General features: G+C 63.6%; 14 protein-coding genes. 5 read left to right on the top strand and 9 right to left on the bottom strand.

The window, feature by feature from the left end:
- Positions 1–22: 22 nt before the first annotated feature.
- Entirely contained in the window at positions 23–1,333 is a 1,311-nt protein-coding gene (locus H8A95_RS07005; RefSeq protein WP_229182495.1) for an ABC transporter substrate-binding protein, read from the bottom strand.
- A gap of 298 nt (positions 1,334–1,631) precedes the next feature.
- Between H8A95_RS07005 and H8A95_RS07000 the strand changes: the two genes are divergently transcribed.
- The gene (locus H8A95_RS07000; RefSeq protein WP_229182494.1) at positions 1,632–2,198 is read left to right on the top strand and encodes a RidA family protein; all 567 of its coding nucleotides are present in this window, start codon (positions 1,632–1,634) and stop codon (positions 2,196–2,198) included.
- A 76-nt stretch (positions 2,199–2,274) separates the two neighbouring features.
- Here H8A95_RS07000 and H8A95_RS06995 read toward each other — a convergent pair whose 3' ends face one another.
- Complete coding sequence (locus H8A95_RS06995; RefSeq protein WP_229182506.1) at positions 2,275–2,976, bottom strand: NUDIX hydrolase; 702 nt, start codon at positions 2,974–2,976, stop codon at positions 2,275–2,277.
- A 64-nt stretch (positions 2,977–3,040) separates the two neighbouring features.
- Positions 3,041–4,066: an ABC transporter substrate-binding protein gene (locus H8A95_RS06990; RefSeq protein ID WP_229182493.1), complete on the bottom strand. Its 1,026-nt coding sequence runs from the start codon at positions 4,064–4,066 to the stop codon at positions 3,041–3,043.
- Between the two features lie 167 nt (positions 4,067–4,233).
- Here H8A95_RS06990 and H8A95_RS06985 point away from each other — a divergent pair, with 167 nt between their 5' ends.
- Together H8A95_RS06985 and H8A95_RS06980 are read left to right on the top strand one after the other, a co-directional pair.
- The gene (locus H8A95_RS06985) at positions 4,234–4,683 is read left to right on the top strand and encodes a cupin domain-containing protein (RefSeq protein ID WP_163155858.1); all 450 of its coding nucleotides are present in this window, start codon (positions 4,234–4,236) and stop codon (positions 4,681–4,683) included.
- A gap of 315 nt (positions 4,684–4,998) precedes the next feature.
- Positions 4,999–6,324: a 4Fe-4S binding protein gene (locus tag H8A95_RS06980; protein ID WP_229182492.1), complete on the top strand. Its 1,326-nt coding sequence runs from the start codon at positions 4,999–5,001 to the stop codon at positions 6,322–6,324.
- 70 nt (positions 6,325–6,394) lie between these two features.
- On the opposite strand, the gene H8A95_RS06975 is transcribed toward H8A95_RS06980, so the two are convergent.
- Together H8A95_RS06975 and H8A95_RS06970 are read right to left on the bottom strand one after the other, a co-directional pair.
- The gene (locus H8A95_RS06975) at positions 6,395–7,120 is read right to left on the bottom strand and encodes an SDR family oxidoreductase (protein WP_229182491.1); all 726 of its coding nucleotides are present in this window, start codon (positions 7,118–7,120) and stop codon (positions 6,395–6,397) included.
- Positions 7,121–7,139: 19 nt separating this feature from the next.
- Positions 7,140–8,030 carry an SDR family oxidoreductase gene (locus H8A95_RS06970; RefSeq protein ID WP_229182490.1) on the bottom strand — a complete coding sequence of 297 codons (891 nt, stop codon included), beginning with the start codon at positions 8,028–8,030 and terminating at the stop codon, positions 7,140–7,142.
- A gap of 92 nt (positions 8,031–8,122) precedes the next feature.
- Between H8A95_RS06970 and H8A95_RS06965 the strand changes: the two genes are divergently transcribed.
- Positions 8,123–8,965 carry a helix-turn-helix transcriptional regulator gene (locus H8A95_RS06965; protein WP_229182489.1) on the top strand — a complete coding sequence of 281 codons (843 nt, stop codon included), beginning with the start codon at positions 8,123–8,125 and terminating at the stop codon, positions 8,963–8,965.
- On the opposite strand, the gene H8A95_RS06960 is transcribed toward H8A95_RS06965, so the two are convergent.
- Complete coding sequence (locus H8A95_RS06960) at positions 8,962–9,747, bottom strand: ABC transporter permease (protein WP_229182488.1); 786 nt, start codon at positions 9,745–9,747, stop codon at positions 8,962–8,964. The genes H8A95_RS06965 and H8A95_RS06960 overlap by 4 nt on opposite strands.
- On the bottom strand, positions 9,747–10,562 hold the full coding sequence (locus H8A95_RS06955) for an ABC transporter ATP-binding protein (protein ID WP_229182487.1): 816 nt from the start codon (positions 10,560–10,562) through the stop codon (positions 9,747–9,749). Before H8A95_RS06955 ends, H8A95_RS06960 begins: the two co-directional genes overlap by 1 nt.
- Before the next feature lie 179 nt (positions 10,563–10,741).
- Here H8A95_RS06955 and H8A95_RS06950 point away from each other — a divergent pair, with 179 nt between their 5' ends.
- Positions 10,742–11,665, top strand: a complete 924-nt coding sequence (locus H8A95_RS06950) for a ketopantoate reductase family protein (RefSeq protein WP_229182486.1) — start codon at positions 10,742–10,744, stop codon at positions 11,663–11,665.
- 125 nt (positions 11,666–11,790) lie between these two features.
- Here the strand turns inward: H8A95_RS06950 and H8A95_RS06945 are convergent, their stop codons facing one another.
- The gene (locus tag H8A95_RS06945; RefSeq protein WP_229182485.1) at positions 11,791–15,243 is read right to left on the bottom strand and encodes a C2 family cysteine protease; all 3,453 of its coding nucleotides are present in this window, start codon (positions 15,241–15,243) and stop codon (positions 11,791–11,793) included.
- Between the two features lie 351 nt (positions 15,244–15,594).
- Complete coding sequence (locus H8A95_RS06940) at positions 15,595–16,404, bottom strand: IclR family transcriptional regulator (protein WP_229182484.1); 810 nt, start codon at positions 16,402–16,404, stop codon at positions 15,595–15,597.
- Positions 16,405–16,422 lie beyond the last annotated feature (18 nt).

Below are 16,422 nucleotides of genomic sequence, written 5' to 3'. Positions count from 1 at the left end.
GGCGGTCCCCTTCGCGAGCGAGCTATTTGTAGCTGTAGGTGGTGCCGGCCGGCAGCGGCAGCACGGTCTCGCGCTGCATCTGGCTCTTCGGCCACACCACGTAGGATTTGTCGTCGACATATTGCAGCACCACCGGGAACGAGCGCGCGTTCTGCCCGGCATACTGCTCGCCCTCGCCGTAGAACTTCACGCCGTAACCAAGCATGGTGCCGCCCTCGGGAATGTCGGTGTCGAGCGCCGCCTTCCGCAGCGCATCCGGATCGACGCCGCCATACTTCTTGATCGCGCGTGGCAGCACGTCGTCGAGGAACACATAGGCGTTGGCCGCGCCGATGCCGACATGGGCGGAGCGGATCGGCACGCCGGGCTTGAGCTTGTCGAATTCCTCGCCAACCATCTTGATCACCGGCGGCAGCTTCGGATCCATGCCGTTCTGATTGGCAAGCCAGATCGAAATCGGGTCGGTGTTGAACAGATAATTGGCGTCGACGCCGAGACCTTCCCTCAGCTTCTCGTAGACGCCATAACCCGCGCCGTGGCCGACGATGGCGCCGAACTTCACCCCCTGCTCGCGCGCCTGGCGGAACAGCAGGGTAATGTCCGGATTGTAGCCGGTGTGGAAAATCACATCGGGCTTGGCGCGCTTCAGCTTGGTCACCAGCGCCGACAGATCGGGCGCGGTTGCCGAATAGCCCTCCTTGAGCACGACGTTGAAGCCGGCCTTCCTGGCGCCGGCCTCGTTGCCCTTGGCGACGTCGACGCCATAGGCGCCGTCCTCATGGATGATGGCAACCCGGAGGTCCTTCGGCTCATTGCCGAACTTGGACAACGAATATTGCGCGATGAAGTCGGTCGTCATCATGCCGTACTGGTTGCCAGCGGCCTGTGGGCGGAACACGTATTTGTAGTTCTTGCCGTCGAACACGCCGGAGGAGATGCAGGTCGTGATCCACATGAACTTCTTCATCTGGTCGACCCGGGCCGCCACCGGCACGCATTGCGCCGAGGAGAAGAAGCCCATCACCATATCGACCTTCTCCTGCTCGAGCAGGCGGACGGCCTCGTTGATGGCGATATCGGGCTTGCTCTGCGCGTCGGCGTAGACCGCCTCAACCTTGTAACCCTCGACGCCGGTCTTGGCGTAATGGTCGAGCATGATCTTGACGCCGGTATATTGCAGCTCGGAGCCGCCACCGGCCAGCGGGCCGGTCAAATCGAAGATCACGCCGATCTTGATCTTCTTGTCCTGTGCATGCGCTGAAGCAGCCACGCCCAGCGCCGCAACCGCGACGGATAGACCCGCGAGCCAGCGGGCGGCCCTCCTGACCGGCATGCATCCCTCCCAGAGATTGTGCACTGCATTTTTTGTTTTCGTGCCGCCCTATCACAGAGGGAGCGACCGATGATGTCAAGCGCGATGGCTGCGTCGCCACGGCGCAGGCTTGCGCAAAGTTTCGACGGAACGGACGCGCGACGCCAGGATGTGTACGCACAGCCGCATCCGCTTTGCCCTCAACGAGGCGACACGAAATGCGATCCGATCTCTTGCAGCCCGGAGAACTACGGAAAGAAGGAACGCCGTTTCTGCCTTATCCTGAAGGCTGCGAAGTAGGCGTCATTGGAGGCGACACATGACTCACATGCTTTGCAGAACGAGACTCATCTCGTGGTTCGGTGCATGCGTACTTGGATTGGGAGCGTGGATTGCCGCGTCGTCGGGTGCCGTGGCGCAGAATTCACCCTCCGCCGAGGCCAAACTGAAGGAGTTGAACATTACGCTGCCGCCGGTGCCTGTTCCCGTCGCCAACTACGTCGATGCTGTCCGGGTCGGCAATCTGGTCTTCCTCGCGGGAAACACCCCGGCTGCCGACTGGAAGTACAAGGGCAAGGTGGGCAAGGACCTCACCGTGCAGGAAGGCTACGACACGGCGCGTCAGGTTGGCCTGATCATGTTGGCGAAAGTGCGCGTCGCACTTGGAAGCCTCGATCGGGTGAAGCGCGTGGTCAAGGTCTTCGGGATGGTCAATTCGGCCGAGGGCTTTGGTGACCAACCGAAAGTCGTGAACGGATTCTCCGACTTGATGGTGGAAGTCTTCGGCGCCGCAGCCGGAAAGCACGCGCGATCTGCCGTCGGGATGGCGGGACTTCCATTCAACAATGCTGTGGAGGTCGAGATGATCGTTGAGGTGGCCGAATGATCAGCCGTTGCTCCGGGCCGGAATCCGTCAACGACTGATGGTACCGGTCACAAGCGCGCCCGAATGAGTCCCCGCTCTACGCCGGCAGCTGCGTTTCGATGAACGCGGTGACGAAGCGCGGCATGGCGGCGGTGAGATCGGCGCGGCTGCGCACCAGATGGATGCCGGTGAGCTCGGGATTTTCCTGGCGTGCGAGGTTGGCCTCGATGCGCGCACGCAGCGCGTCACCGGGCATATCGATGCGCAGGATCTGCATCATCGCGAGCGCGGACCCGGTGTAGATGCAGTGCCAGTCGGCGTCGCCGCGGCAATCCGACGGCAAAAGCCCGGTCTCCTCCTCGAGCTCGCGCATCACGCTGCCGGCGATATCGACCGTCTCGCCGCTGATGTCGTCGAGATCCGGCGTGCCGGAGGGGAAATAGATGCGTCCGGCATTGGCCGTCTGTTCGCCCATCACCCCACACACGAAGGCGCCGTCGCTGGCGAGCAGCGCGCCCATGCCGAAGCCGTTGAAGATTTCCTTGTCCGGGAAACCCCAGTCGCGCCAGGCCAGGAAGCTCGCGAAATCGGTCTCGAAATAGCTCGCGCTGAGCCGCTCGCCGGCGAACACCGGATCACGCCCGAGCAGGACGCGGCCGTTCCACAGGTTCGGATTCAGCCGCTGCTGTTCAGCGAAATGCGCGTCGATCTCGGCGCGCCGCTCGTCCGCGAACGGCCAGGGACGCCGCTGCAATGCGAGGTCGAGCGCGGTGACGCGACAAATGAGCGGAGACTGCATGTCGGTACCGCTCATTTGGGCATGATCTCTTCGCAAAACCGCTTCACACTTTTGCGGATCATGCCTACTTCGCGCTTCCGGTCGTCTTCTTGACCTGATCGACGAATTTGTTGGTGTAGGTCTTGGTGACGTCGATGCCGGCCTTCGCCACCTCAGGCGAGCCTTCGCTGAACACCGCGAGCACGGCCTCGGCGCCCTTGGGGTCCATCTTGCCGGTTTCCGAGTACATCGGGATCGTGTTTTTCAGCGCGGCCAGATATTGCTCCTTGTTCTTGCCGACGAGCTCCTCCGGCATCCTGGCCATGATGTCTTCGGCGGAATGCGAATGGATCCAGGCCAGCGTCGCCATGATCGCATTGGTCAGTGCCTGCACCTCCTTCTCGTGGCCGTTGACCCAGGCCGCGGTCGAATAGAGCGCGCCGCCCGGATATTCGCCGCCGAACACCGCGAGCGTGTCGTGCTGGGTGCGGGTGTCACTGAGGATCTTGAGGTCGGCGTGGCTGCCTTGCAGCACCGTGACGGAGGGATCGAGCATCACGGCGGCATCGATCTGGCCCTGTTCCATCGCAGCCACCGCAGTGGCGCCGAGGCCGACGCCGATCACGGCGGTGCCGGCCGGATCGAGGCCGTTCTTCTTCAAGAGATATTTCAGGAAGAAATCGGTCGAGGAGCCGGGTGCGCTGACGCCGACCTTCTTGCCGGCCAGATCCTTGACCGAGTTGATCTCGCCCGTGTGCTTCGGCGACACCACCAGCACGAGGCCGGGATAGCGGTCATAGACCACGAAGGCCTGCATCTCCTGCTTCTTGGCGGCGATATTGACGCAGTGGTCGAAATAACCGGAGACGACGTCGGCGCTGCCGCCGAGCACCGCCTTCAGCGCATCCGAGCCGCCCTTGAGGTCGACCAGCTCGACCGCAAGCCCGGCCTTGTCGTATTCGCCAAGCTGCTTGGCCAGCACGGTGGGCAGATAGCACAGGCAGGCGCCGCCCCCGACCGCGATGGTGATCTTGCTTTGCGCCGCGGCAAGGCCCGTGGACAGGGTCAGCGCCAGCAGCGTTCCGGCAAGCTTGCCAAGCAGTTTGTTCATGACGTCCTCCGTTCGATTGGCGGGCAAGATAGAGGAGCCGGCACGGCTTGAGAAGGCGACTTTCCGGGTGCTGGTCAAGCCTGCGGCGGCGGCATAGCATCGCCGATACTTAGAAAGCGCCGAGAAGCACCAAGAATACTTCAAGGGAAACATCAAGGGAGGTCTTCATGAATCGTGTTGCAACCACGCTGTCGATTGCCGCTGCCTTCGCCGCCGGCTGTGGCGTCACCCATTTGCTGCGGCCGGCGCTCGCGGCGGAGAGCATCACGGCGCAGGTGATCCACACCGGCGAGATGGAGGGCGACAAGCTCGGCGACGCCAACAAGACAGGCTTCCGCTCCAAGACGTTCGTCTCCGCCGACGGCGCCACCGTCTCGATCCAGGACGGCAACGTGCCGAAGCACATGCATCCCAACACCAACGAGATGCAGTTCATCCTGGAGGGCACCGGCACGGTCTGGCTCGGCGACAAGGAAGTGACGGTGAAGCCGGGCGATCTGATCGTGATCCCGAAGGGTACGCCGCATGGCGGCACCAAGCCGAACGGCCGTGCCTTCAAGGCGATCGCGATCAAGACGCCGCCGCAGGCACCCGACGATACCAAGCTCTTGGATTGACGACGGCTTCCACCCCGTTCATTGCGAGGAGCGCATTTCCCATCGAACCTATCACCGTCACCCTGAGGAGGCCGCGAAGCGGCCGTCTCGAAGGGCGACGGCCAGAGTGAGGCCGTCCATCCTTCGAGACGCGCTACGCGCTCCTCAGGATGACGGAGTTGGCCGCGCTGGGTGTGCAAAGTGCTATTCAGGCATGTGCAAATCTGTCGCTTCGACGACCGGGATTCCATTACATGACGATTGACAGATAATTCGCTTGCCTCACGTCCACCCGCTCCATAATATGATGCCAGTCATTTATAGAGAGCATGGACCATGAGCCTCGACGATCACCCCACGGTCAGGGCTGTGCGGGCACGCAGCAGCCAACCGCTCCACGATGCCCCGGTTTCATCGGAGCTGATCAAGGAGATCGCGCGGAACTGCGGAGCCGACGACGTCGGCATCATCGAATTCGAGCGTGCCGCCATCGCGCCGCAGCGGGACTTCATCCGGAAGGTCTATGGCCGGACCCGTTCCCTGCTCGCGATCGTTTGTCACATGAACCGTGAGCCGGTGCGTTCGCCGTCGCGCTCGGTCGCCAACGAGGAATTCCACGGCACCTACGATCACGTCAACGAAACCGCACGCGCCATCGTTCGTGCGCTCGACGAGCGCGGCATCCCGGCCTGCAACTCGGTCGCCGCTTTCCCGATGGAAATGGACCTGCCCAGGATCATGATGGTCCAGCACAAGCCGATCGCGGTGGAAGCAGGCCTCGGCCGGATGGGAATCCATCGCAGCGTCATTCACCCGAAATTCGGCAGCTTCGTGCTGCTCGGCACCATCCTGCTCGGTTGCGACGTCGACGCCCACGACCAGCCGATCGACTACAATCCCTGCCTGGAGTGCAAATTGTGCGTCGCCGCCTGCCCGGTCGGCGCCATCAAGCCGGACGGCGGCTTCGATTTCCTGTCCTGCCACACCCACAATTATCACGACTTTCTCGGCAACTTCACGCAGTGGGTCGAGAAGGTCGCGGATTCGAAAGATGCAAAGGATTATCGCGCCCGCGTTCCACGCACCGAGACCCTGAATATCTGGCAATCGCTGTCGTTCAAGCCGGGCTACAAGGCGGCCTATTGCATCTCGGCCTGCCCGGCCGGCGAAGACGTGATCGGGCCTTTTCTGGAAGACCGCGACGGCCATTTCGCCGACGTGGTGAAGCCGCTGATCGACAAGGATGAGTTCGTCTACGTGATCCCGGATACCGACGCCGAGGATACGGTGACGCGGCGCTTCCCGCACAAGAAGGTCCAGCAGGTCACGTCCGGCCGCCATACCGGCAGCGTCCAGTCCTACATCTTCTCGCTTTCGCTCGGATTCCAGCGCGGCAGGGCGCGCGGCCTCGACCTCGTGACGCATCTGCGCTTCACCGGAGCAAGCGCGCTGGATATGACGGTTGTGATCAAGGGCAAGGAGCTCCAGGTGGTGCCGGGGCGTCACGTCGGAGAGGCAGCCCTGAACATCACCGCCGATACCCGGGCATGGCTGCGCATCCAGAACCGCGACCTCGAGCTTGCCGACGCGATTGCCGCAGAACTGGTGAGCGTGAGCGATGAGAAACTGTTCGCAGCCTATATGCGGTGCTTCCCGCTCTGAGCCGGATGCTTCCCTGCGTAGGGCGGGTTAGGCGCAGCCGTAACCCGCCCTACATTTCACGCTGCCGATCTCACACCAACAGACCACCGCCATCCACCGCAAGAGTCTGCCCCGTGACGTAACTGTTCAACATCAGGTACACGTAGGCAGTGGCCGCCTCACCCGGCGATGCAGCGCGCGGCAACGGCAAGCCTGCTACATAGCCGCGCACCCTCTCCTCCGGCATCTGCGTGACGCGCTCGGTGAGAATGAGGCCCGGGCATACGGCATTGACGCGGACCGGCGCAAGATCGACGGCAAGGCCGCGGGCCAGGCTCTCCATGGCTCCCGCCGCCGCGGTCACGAACGGCATCGCCTTTTGCGGGCGGTGCGCCAGCAGGCCGCCGGTCAGCGTGATCGATCCGTTCGCAGCGATCACGCGGCTGCCGTGCTTGACCGCCGCGAGCGAGCCCCAGAAGCGGAGCGTGAGAGCCTCGCGCGCCACAGCGAGATCGAGATCACGCGTCGCACCGAACGCCGGGAGGCCCTGATCGCCCGCCGTGATCGCGAGGTGATCGAAGCTGCCGACCTGATCGAAGAAGCGCGACACGCCGGCTTCGTCGCGCAGATCGACAGTACGGCCCGAAGATCCCGGCAGCCGCGCGACCGCCGCATCGACATTCGCGGGGTTGCTGGAGGCAATCACCACCTCCGCGCCCTGTTCCCGCGCGAGCGCGGCGACGGCAAAGCCGATCCCCGACGATCCTCCGATTGCGATCACACGCTTGCCCGCAAGCGACATCATGGCGTCAGTCATGATCGGTGCTCCGCCGCGTTCAAGCGAAATACGCGGGATGATCAATGTCGGCGATCAGCCCGGCCTGCTGCGGCTGCCAGTCGAGCCGCGACCGCGTCCGCGCGCTCGAGGTCGGCACGTCGAAGGCGACAAACCTGCCGAACATGCCGAAATGCTCCGCCGCTTCCTCCGGCGATTTCGACACCAGCGGAACGTTGAGCCGGCGGGCGATGACCTCGGCGATCGCCTTGAACGGCACGCCCTCATCGGCCACCGCATGGAACGGGCCGCCTTCGACGCCGCGCTCGAGCGCAAGCCGATAGACGCGCGCTGCGTCGAGGCGATGCACGCCGGGCCAGCGATTCTGTCCCTCACCGATATAGACAGAGACGCCCTTCTCGCGCGCGAAGGCGACGAGGCGCGGCACGAAGCCATGATCGCCGTGACCATGCACCGAGGGTGGCAGCCGCACCACCGCCGCGCGCACGCCACGCGCGGCCACGGCCATTGTCGTAGCCTCGGACGCACGCGGATAGGCCTCGGAGACCGGAATCGGCGGATCCTTTTCGGTTGCGACGCGGCTCTGCGCCACCCGCGCAACACCTGATGTCGTGATCAGCTGCCGGTTCGATCCTTCGAGCACGGCACCGAGCGTCTCGATGGCGCGCCGGTCATCCTCGGAGTTCTGCGCAAACTTCGAAAAGTCATGGTTGAAGGCGCAGTGGATCACCGCGTCCGCCTGCGCGGCGCCGCTGCGCAGGCTGTCGAGATCTTCCAGCGTCCCGTAATGTACCTCCGCGCCGGCGGCCGCGAGCGCTTCGGCGCCCTTGTCGGAACGGGTCATGCCGAGCACCTGATGGCCGGCTGCAATCAGATCGTCGGTGACGGCAGAGCCGACCCAGCCGGTGGCTCCAGTAACAAACACGCGCATCAGCAAGTCTCCAGGTTTTGCTGGAGACAAATCTGGGTCGTTGCGCTATCGTGGTAAAGTAGTGACCTTATCATGGTATAATGGCTAACAGGATGAGCGAACCGCTCGCGCATGAGAACCTGCTCGGCGCTTACCTGAAGGACCGCCGCAGCAAGCTCGATCCCGCCACGTTCGGCTTTCCGCCCGAGCGCCGCCGCACGCCGGGCTTGCGCCGCGAGGAAGTGGCTCAGCGCGCCAACATCTCAGCGACCTGGTACACCTGGCTCGAACAGGGTCGCGGCGGCGCGCCGTCGGCCGATGTGCTCGACCGCATCGCGCGCGCGTTGATGCTGACCGATGTCGAGCGCGAGCATCTGTTCCTGCTCGGCCTCGGCCGCACGCCCGAGGTGCGCTACCAGAGAAGTGAAGGCGTGACGCCGCGGCTGCAGCGCGTGCTCGGGGTGCTGGAGCCGCACCCCGCCATCATCAGGACCGCGATATGGGACGTCGTCGCCTGGAACCGGGCGGCGACCGTGATGCTGACGGACTACGGATCGCTGCCGCCGCGCGAGCGCAACGTGCTGCGTTTCATGTTCCTCGATCCCCGCGTCCGCGCCGCGCAACACGACTGGGCAAGCGTGGCGCGCTTCGTGGTCGGCGCCTTCAGGGTCGACGCGGCACGCGCAGGAGCTGCCGCCGAGGTGCAACCGTTCGTCGACGAGCTCTGCCGGCTGAGCCCGGAATTTGCGGCGCTCTGGCGTGACAACGACGTGCGCACGCATGGCGAGGGCATCAAGCAGCTCCGGCACCCGATCCTTGGCCCGGTGAAATTCGAATATTCGGCGTTCGCGGTCGACGGCCGGCCCGACCTCAGCATGATCGTCTACAATCCTGTAGACCCCGAGGTGACGGAGAAGATCCGGGGGCTGATGGAGGCAACGCTGGCAGCGGGCTAATCCCGCGCAGCCGCCGTCGGCCGCCAGACCAAAAGCCGCTTCTCCACCGCGGTCACACCCATGTCGATCAGGATGACGAAGGCCGACAGCACGAACATGCCGGCGAACACGCCGGCAACGTCGAACACGCCTTCGGCCTGCTGGATCAGATAGCCAAGGCCGGCAGCCGAGCCGAGATATTCGCCGACCACCGCGCCGACCACAGCAAAGCCTACCGAGGTGTGGAGCGAGGAGAACATCCATGACAGCGCCGAGGGCCAGTAGACATGGCGCATCAGTTGCCGCTCGTTCATGCCGAGCATGCGGCCATTGTCGAGCACGGTGGTCGGCACTTCCTTGACGCCCTGATAGACATTGAAGAACACGATGAAGAACACCAAGGTCACGCCGAGCGCGACCTTGGACCAGACGCCGAGCCCGAACCACAGCACGAAGATCGGCGCCAACACCACGCGCGGCAGTGCGTTGACCATCTTCACATAGGGATCGAACACCGCGGCGACGCGCGGCTGCCGCGCAAACCAGAAGCCGACCAGAATGCCGCCGGCCGAGCCGATCACGAAGGCGAGGATCGATTCCCACAACGTGATCGCAAGATGCTTCCAGATCACCCCGGTCGAGAACCATTTCACGATCTGGCTGAAAACGTCGACCGGATTGGAGAAGAAGAACGGCGGCAGCAGCACCTTGCCGAACACCGGCACGGTGGAAAAGACTTGCCACAACACCAGCGTGACGACGGCGACCAAAACCTGCAAAGCCAGCAACGTGACGCGCGACATCAGGCGGCTCCCGCCTGCGTCGACTGGACATACCCCTTCATCACCTCATCCTTCAGCACGCCCCAGATCTCGCGGTGCAGCGCATGGAAATCCTTCTCCATCCTGATCTCGGCGATGTCGCGCGGCCGCGGCAGCGTGATGCGCCAGTCGCCGATGATGCGCGCGGAAGGACCGGCGGACATGATCACGACGCGGTCAGCGAGCGCGATCGCCTCCTCGAGATCGTGGGTCACGAACAGCACCGCCTTGCGGTCGGCGGTCCACAATTCCAGCAGCAGATTGCCCATGATCTGCCGCGTCTGGGCGTCGAGCGGACCGAACGGCTCGTCCATCAAAAGGATCTTCGGATCGCGGATCAGGACCTGTGCAAGGGCGACGCGCTTGCGCTGACCGCCCGACAACATGTGCGGATAGCGGCCCGCGAACGCGCCGAGCCCGACCGACGTCAGCCACCTCCCGGCGCGCGCCAACGCCTCGGTGCGCGGCGTGCCCCTGATCTCGAGCCCGATCGCGACATTGTCGATCGCGGTCTTCCACGGGAACAGCGCATCGGCCTGGAACAGGTAGCCGGCGTCACGGTTGAGGCCGCTCAGCGGCCGGTCGAAGATCCTTGCCGTTCCCGCCGCGGGTTTGAGCAGCCCGGCGGTAACATTGAGCAGCGTCGACTTTCCGCATCCGGTCGGGCCGACAATGGCGACAAACTCGCCGTGCTCAACCGAAAGATTGGCCTGCTCGACCGCGGTATAGACCCGTCCGTCCGCCAACCGAAAGGCCACCGTCGCACCGTCAAGCGCGACCGCCGTCGGCTCCGTCATCGCCACCCATCCCTCCCGAACTTTCGGAGATGGCTTAGCGGTTCGGGCCGGCAAGTTCAACGCAGGAAGATGACGTAGGTGCGCAGGGTCGCGGTCACGCGGTTTTCAGGCAAATCGGGTTGCGCATTGCAATGACATCGTCGAGGCTGCGGGCCAACACGGTGGACAAGGAGACAATCATGCGGATCGCAGTGGTGGGCGCTGGAGGCGTCGGGGGCGGCTTTGGTGCGGCGCTCGCACATGCCGGAGCCGACGTCACCTTTATCGCGCGCGGCGCCCATCTGGCGGCCATGCGCAGCGAGGGGCTGAAGGTTCAGGGCGGCCGCGGCGAAACCCATCTGGTCCCGACCCAGGCGACCGACGATCCCGCAAACGTCGGCCCGGTCGATATCGTGCTGTTCTGCGTCAAGCTGTGGGACGTCGAAAGTGCCGGGGCGCACATCAAGCCGATGGTCGGCCCAGACACCGCGGTGATCCCGCTGCAGAACGGCATCGATGCGCCGGATCGGCTGATCCCGATCCTGGGTCGCAACGCCGTGATGGGCGGAGTGGCGCAGATCTCGGCCTCGATCATCAAGCCCGGCGTGATCAACCAGGTCGGCACCTTCATGCGCATGATCTTCGGCGAGCTCGACGGCCGCATCACGCCGCGCGGCAGGGCGCTGCTCGAGCTCTGCCTGAAGGCCGGGTTCGATGCGACGCTGAGCGAACAAATCAACACCGAGCTCTGGATGAAGTTCGTCGGCCTCGCCACCAATGCCGGCATGACCGCGGTCACGCGCCAGCCGATCGGCAGACTGCGCGACGATCCCGACCTGCGTCCGTTCTTCGTGTCGGCCTGCGAGGAGATCATCGCCATCGCCCACGCCAGCGGCATCAAGCTGCCGCCGGACCCGCTCGCGAAGGTGCTCGATTTCATCGGGCACGCGCCGCCGGCAATGAAGGCCTCGATGGCGCTCGATCTCGAGCGCGGCAACCGGCTCGAACTGCCCTGGCTGAGCGGCAAGGTGGTCGAGCTCGGCCGCAAGCTCGGCGTCCCGACGCCGACGCACGCCATGCTCTATGCGGTGCTGAAGCCCTACGTCATGGGGACACCGGCGTAGAGCGCATCCGCCGGGATCGGCTGGAATTTTGCGTTCGGGCCCGAGTGCCTATCAGCGCAGGAAGATCGCGCAGCCCCCGCGCGGCCGTCGAACGTGACGGCCGCGCGTTGGGCGGCGGCGGCCGCTCAGGCATGCTGCGGCGGGGCAAGCGTGGCGACCTGATCGGGATGCACCGTGATCGTCGTGCCGTTGTGCCCATCGCTCGCGGCGACGAAGGTGGATGCCATGTAGTTTCCGAGCAAGGCGATGCTGGCGGCGTGGACGCCGTCCGAGATCGTCAGCGATCCGCCCGACGTGTTGCCGGCAAAGGCCACGGTTTGGCCGGCCGCAAAATTGATGTTGGCGAAATCGATCGCGTCGGCTCCCGTCATGCCGGCGACGGTGCCGGAGAAACCGGCGGGATCATCAAGCTTCAGCGTGCCGGAGCCTGATGCAAAGGAGATTTGAGCCGAGCTTGCTGATGGAAGCTCGAGGGTCTGTCCGACTGGAATGATCGAGGGATCGTTGACCGTGAAGGCACTGGACCAGGCGCCCCACACGGTCCCGTCATTGGCTTTTATCCAGAGCGTGTCTGTGCCCGAGCCGACATGATACGCAAGCTGGGAGAGCTGCGAGGCCGCGACGATGTTGTCCTGATTTGCTCCGAGCGTCGTGCCGTTCAGCGTGAAGTAGCCGTTCCCGCTTCCGGTGTTCCAGACATCATAAGATGTCGCGGAACTGCCGAACGGATCCGCATAGGTGAAGAGTGAGGACACCGCGAACGTCTGGCCTTGAACGGACAGCGTGCTTGAATTGGTCGGACTCACGACCGGGCCGGTGTCGATCGGTGCGTTCACGGTGAAAGCGCTTGACCATGATCCCCAGACGGTGCCGTCGTTCGCGCGGACCCACAATGTGTCGACGCCCGAGCCGGATTGATAGCTCAGCGAGCCCAGTTGCGCCGCCGTGATGTAATTGTCCTGGTTGGGCGAAAGCGCCACCCCGTTCAGAACGAAGTGCCCGCCGCCGGCGCCCGTGTCCCAGACGTCATACTGGGTCGCAGCGCTGTTGAACGGATCGCCGTAGGTGAACAGGGACGTCGCCGCATAGCTCTGCCCGTGAGACGCATTGATGTTCGAGACGGTTTCAACAGGACCGGTGTCGACGGGAGCGTTGACCGTGAAGCTGTTCGACCACTTCCCCCAAACCGTGCCGTCATTGGCGCGGATCCAAAGCGTGTCGATGCCCGAGCCGGATTGGTAGCTCAGCGAGGCCAGTTGCGCCGCCGTGATGTAATTGTCCTGGTTGGGCGAAAGCGCCACCCCGTTCAGAACGAAGTGCCCGCCGCCAGCGCCCGTATCCCAGACATCATACTGGGTCGCAGCGCTATTGAACGGATCGCCGTAGGTGAACAGGGACGTGGCCGCATAGCTCTGCCCGTGAGACGCATTGATGTTCGAGACGGCTTCAACAGGACCGGTGTCGACCGGTGCATTGACGGTGAACGCGTTCGACCATGCCCCCCAAACAGTTCCGTCGTTTGCGCGGATCCAAAGTGTGTCGACGCCGGACCCGGACTGATAGCTGAGCGAGGTCAGTTGGGCCGCCGTGATGTAATTGTCCTGCTTGGCCGGCAGCGCCACCCCGTTCAGGACGAAGGACCCGCCAACGGTGCCGCTGTCCCAAACGTCATATTCGGTCGCAGCGCTACCGAACGGATCGCCGTAGGTGAACAGGGACGTGGCCGAATAGCTCTGTCCGTGAGACGCATTGATGTTCGAGACGGCTTCAACAGGACCGGTGTCGACCGGAGCGTTGACGGTGAACGCGTTCGACCACTGTCCCCAAGCCGTGCCGTCGTTGGCGCGGATCCAGAGTGTGTCGATGCCGGAACCGGATTGATAGCTCAGCGACGACAGCTGGGCGGCCGTGACGTAATTGTGCTGATTGGTGGGAAGCGCCACCCCGTTCAGAACGAAGTGCGCGCCACCGATGCCGGCGTTCCAGACATCGTATTCGGAGGCCGCGAAGCCGAATGGATCAGTGTAAGTGAACAGCGATGACGCGACAAAGCTCTGGCCATGCGATGCCGTGACGTTCGAGACCGTCACGACGGGCCCTTCCGGCGTCGCGGTAAACGAGGCCCAGGCGCTCCAGAATACGCCGTTATACGCGCGCACCCACAGCTGATCGCTCGCGGCACCGAACTGATAGCCAATTTGGGACCATTGCGAAGCGGCGACGTCGATCTCGACCCCGGCCGCCTGCGCCACCCCGTTCACGGTGAAATGGCCATTGCCGCCGGTGTCCCAGAGCGCATACTCGGTCAGGGGCAGGCCACCGCTCGTCACGTAGAACATGGACGATGCGCTGATCGAAGTCTGCGCCCGGCCGGTTACATTGGACACGACCACATTCGGCGCGACGTCGACGGCGCCGGAATTGTCGATGACGAAGTCGCCTTGCTCATTGGCGATCTGCGTGAGCGAAACCTCGAACTGCACGTCCCAGTTCTGGCCGGGATAACTGTTTCCCCACGGATTGCGAACGATGAAATTGCCCGTCGCGCTGTCATATCCGATGACTGCGAAAGCATGGTCCGGGACCAGCTGGATATTTCCCGCACTGTCGTAGGTGTACGGAGACGTCGAAGGGATCTCGAGGATGACATCGTCGCCGGCGGCGAGCGCAGCGGTGTAGATCGACTTGTCACTGTACCAATAGGACGCGGTGCTCAGATAATAGTTGACGCTCGTCGCATCGGTCAGATTCTCGAAGACATTCGTCGGGGGATCGGCGGAGATGTTGTTGTAGCTATTGACGGCCGGGTGCCCGATCTGTCCCGTCGAACTGAGTTGGGCGTAGGCCTTTTCCACCAAGGCAACCCACATTGCGGTGGGCTGCTCATTGTAGTTGTGACCGTAATCAAGTTCGGTTCCACTGACGACCGGAAACTCGTCGTTGACGGTCTCCCATGTCTCCTGACCATTGACATAGAAGCGTACGCCATAGGTACCGTTTCCATTGTCCACGATCATGGAGCTCATGACCTGGGGATGAAAGACGACGAGGTCGATCAAGCCCGACATCAGCTCGCAATCGCCGCTTGCTCCCTGACAGACATCGTTGACGGTGGCCGCACCCGCCGAAGAGTACAACGGTCCGACAACAGCGCTATAGCCCTGCAATGTCCAGCCGCTCGAGGCCGCATCGGGCGGCAAAGTCGGATCCGGAAGATCGGTCCCCTGGAACCACTTTCCGATCAGTTCGGACATCTGCGTTGATGTCGTGCCAACCTGCAGATTGCCGAGCGCGACCGACGTCGTGCTGCCCCCCGTCCAGGTGGCATTCGCCGGATTGCCGTCGACGAGCTGGACGAAAAGATGGAAGACGTAGCTCGATGTGGAGAGACCGCTGTTCAGATTGGCCGCAATCACCTGCAGCGAGTTCAACTCATTCGCAGTGACGCTCCCGCGATTGGCGACATCCGCCAGCAACTGAATAGCTTCGGCGTCGGTGAAATCGCCGTCCGCCGCAAAGTTGAGCATGTCGGACTTGATGCCACTGTCGACAAGCGAATTGACCCAACTTGCAGTCATGGAAGCCTTCGTAAGTCTTGACGCGATCTGGTTGCCGTCGACCAAGCCGGTCTTGGACGAGGTTGCCTGCGTCCTATCGAGACAAATCCGGCAATAAAATGCGTTACTATCGCGTTAGTTGTGACCGAATTCGGGGCATGTGTCGATCTTACCGGACACTGCCGACTGTGAAAGAAGCCGCATTATCGTGAAGATTCCTTAATGTCTGCCTGATGCGTCACCCACCGCCCCGGGATTGCGGCAGGCGCCCGACAGCCGCACCGGGGTTCCTGCACCGGACCGGCCTTCGATCGTCCGGGTTCCCAACAGAGCTTCGCCCGCGCCAGCTGGGCATCGCCCGTGCCCGTCAGTTCACACGGGTCCCGCAACGGCCGGCTCGGTGCCCTGAAATCCCAGCAAGACTGAAATTTGCCGGCCCGCCTCGCGCACCAGCCCGGAATATTCCAACAGCTTCTGCTCATCGATGCGCGCGGTCGGCCCGTAGAGACCAACCGAACCGACGACATTGCCGCGATGATCGAAACACGGCGCGGAGACCGCGGCCGCGCCGGCGAAGATCTCGCTGTGACTGGTCGCATAGCCGTTGTGCCGTGCAAAGGTCAGGGCTTCCTCGATCCGCGCGCGCTCGGTGCTCGGTACGGTAGCTGAGATAAGTGCGGCCTGTCGCGCCGGATCCATGAACGCCAACATCGCCTTGCAGGACGATCCCTGGGTCAGGCTCAGGCTGTGGCCGACACCGCGGCTGATCGAGAGCACATGACGGCTCTCGCATTCGAGGATGCAGATGCCGCGATCGTCCTGCTCGCGGAACAATGCGGCAGTTTCGCCGGTCGCCTCGCGCAGGCCTTCGACGATCGGGCGCGCGACCGCGACGATTTCCAGTCCCTTCAGCCAGACATGGGACAGCTTCATCACGCCATGCGACAGCCGAAAGCGCTGCGGGTCGCCTTCGGCCTGGATCAGGTCGCGCTGCGACAGAGTCTGCAGCAGACGATAGAGCGTCGGCCGGCTCAGCCCGACACGCTTCTGAATCTCGATCACGCTCATCGCCGGCTGATCCGGCGTGAAGCATTGCAGGATCGCGATCGCGCGATCGACCGCCCGCACACCAGACGCCCCCTGCTCGGCGTCCTGAGTTTCCGCCTTCGGCTTCTTCGCCATCCGTCCACATCCGCAAAT

The sequence above is a fragment of the Bradyrhizobium oropedii genome, from assembly GCF_020889685.1.
Taxonomy (GTDB): Bacteria; Pseudomonadota; Alphaproteobacteria; order Rhizobiales; family Xanthobacteraceae; genus Bradyrhizobium; species Bradyrhizobium oropedii.
This window is presented reverse-complemented; position numbering and strand designations above follow the sequence as displayed.

Excerpts from the sequence above, each read along its gene's own strand:
- H8A95_RS07005 (WP_229182495.1), bottom strand. The coding sequence starts at position 1,333 with ATGCCGGTCAGGAGGGCCGCCCGCTGGCTCGCGGGTCTATCCGTCGCG.
- H8A95_RS07000 (WP_229182494.1), top strand. The coding sequence starts at position 1,632 with ATGACTCACATGCTTTGCAGAACGAGACTCATCTCGTGGTTCGGTGCA.
- H8A95_RS06995 (WP_229182506.1), bottom strand. The coding sequence starts at position 2,976 with ATGCAGTCTCCGCTCATTTGTCGCGTCACCGCGCTCGACCTCGCATTG.
- H8A95_RS06990 (WP_229182493.1), bottom strand. The coding sequence starts at position 4,066 with ATGAACAAACTGCTTGGCAAGCTTGCCGGAACGCTGCTGGCGCTGACC.
- H8A95_RS06985 (WP_163155858.1), top strand. The coding sequence starts at position 4,234 with ATGAATCGTGTTGCAACCACGCTGTCGATTGCCGCTGCCTTCGCCGCC.
- H8A95_RS06980 (WP_229182492.1), top strand. The coding sequence starts at position 4,999 with ATGAGCCTCGACGATCACCCCACGGTCAGGGCTGTGCGGGCACGCAGC.
- H8A95_RS06975 (WP_229182491.1), bottom strand. The coding sequence starts at position 7,120 with ATGACTGACGCCATGATGTCGCTTGCGGGCAAGCGTGTGATCGCAATC.
- H8A95_RS06970 (WP_229182490.1), bottom strand. The coding sequence starts at position 8,030 with ATGCGCGTGTTTGTTACTGGAGCCACCGGCTGGGTCGGCTCTGCCGTC.
- H8A95_RS06965 (WP_229182489.1), top strand. The coding sequence starts at position 8,123 with ATGAGCGAACCGCTCGCGCATGAGAACCTGCTCGGCGCTTACCTGAAG.
- H8A95_RS06960 (WP_229182488.1), bottom strand. The coding sequence starts at position 9,747 with ATGTCGCGCGTCACGTTGCTGGCTTTGCAGGTTTTGGTCGCCGTCGTC.
- H8A95_RS06955 (WP_229182487.1), bottom strand. The coding sequence starts at position 10,562 with ATGACGGAGCCGACGGCGGTCGCGCTTGACGGTGCGACGGTGGCCTTT.
- H8A95_RS06950 (WP_229182486.1), top strand. The coding sequence starts at position 10,742 with ATGCGGATCGCAGTGGTGGGCGCTGGAGGCGTCGGGGGCGGCTTTGGT.
- H8A95_RS06945 (WP_229182485.1), bottom strand. The coding sequence starts at position 15,243 with ATGACTGCAAGTTGGGTCAATTCGCTTGTCGACAGTGGCATCAAGTCC.
- H8A95_RS06940 (WP_229182484.1), bottom strand. The coding sequence starts at position 16,404 with ATGGCGAAGAAGCCGAAGGCGGAAACTCAGGACGCCGAGCAGGGGGCG.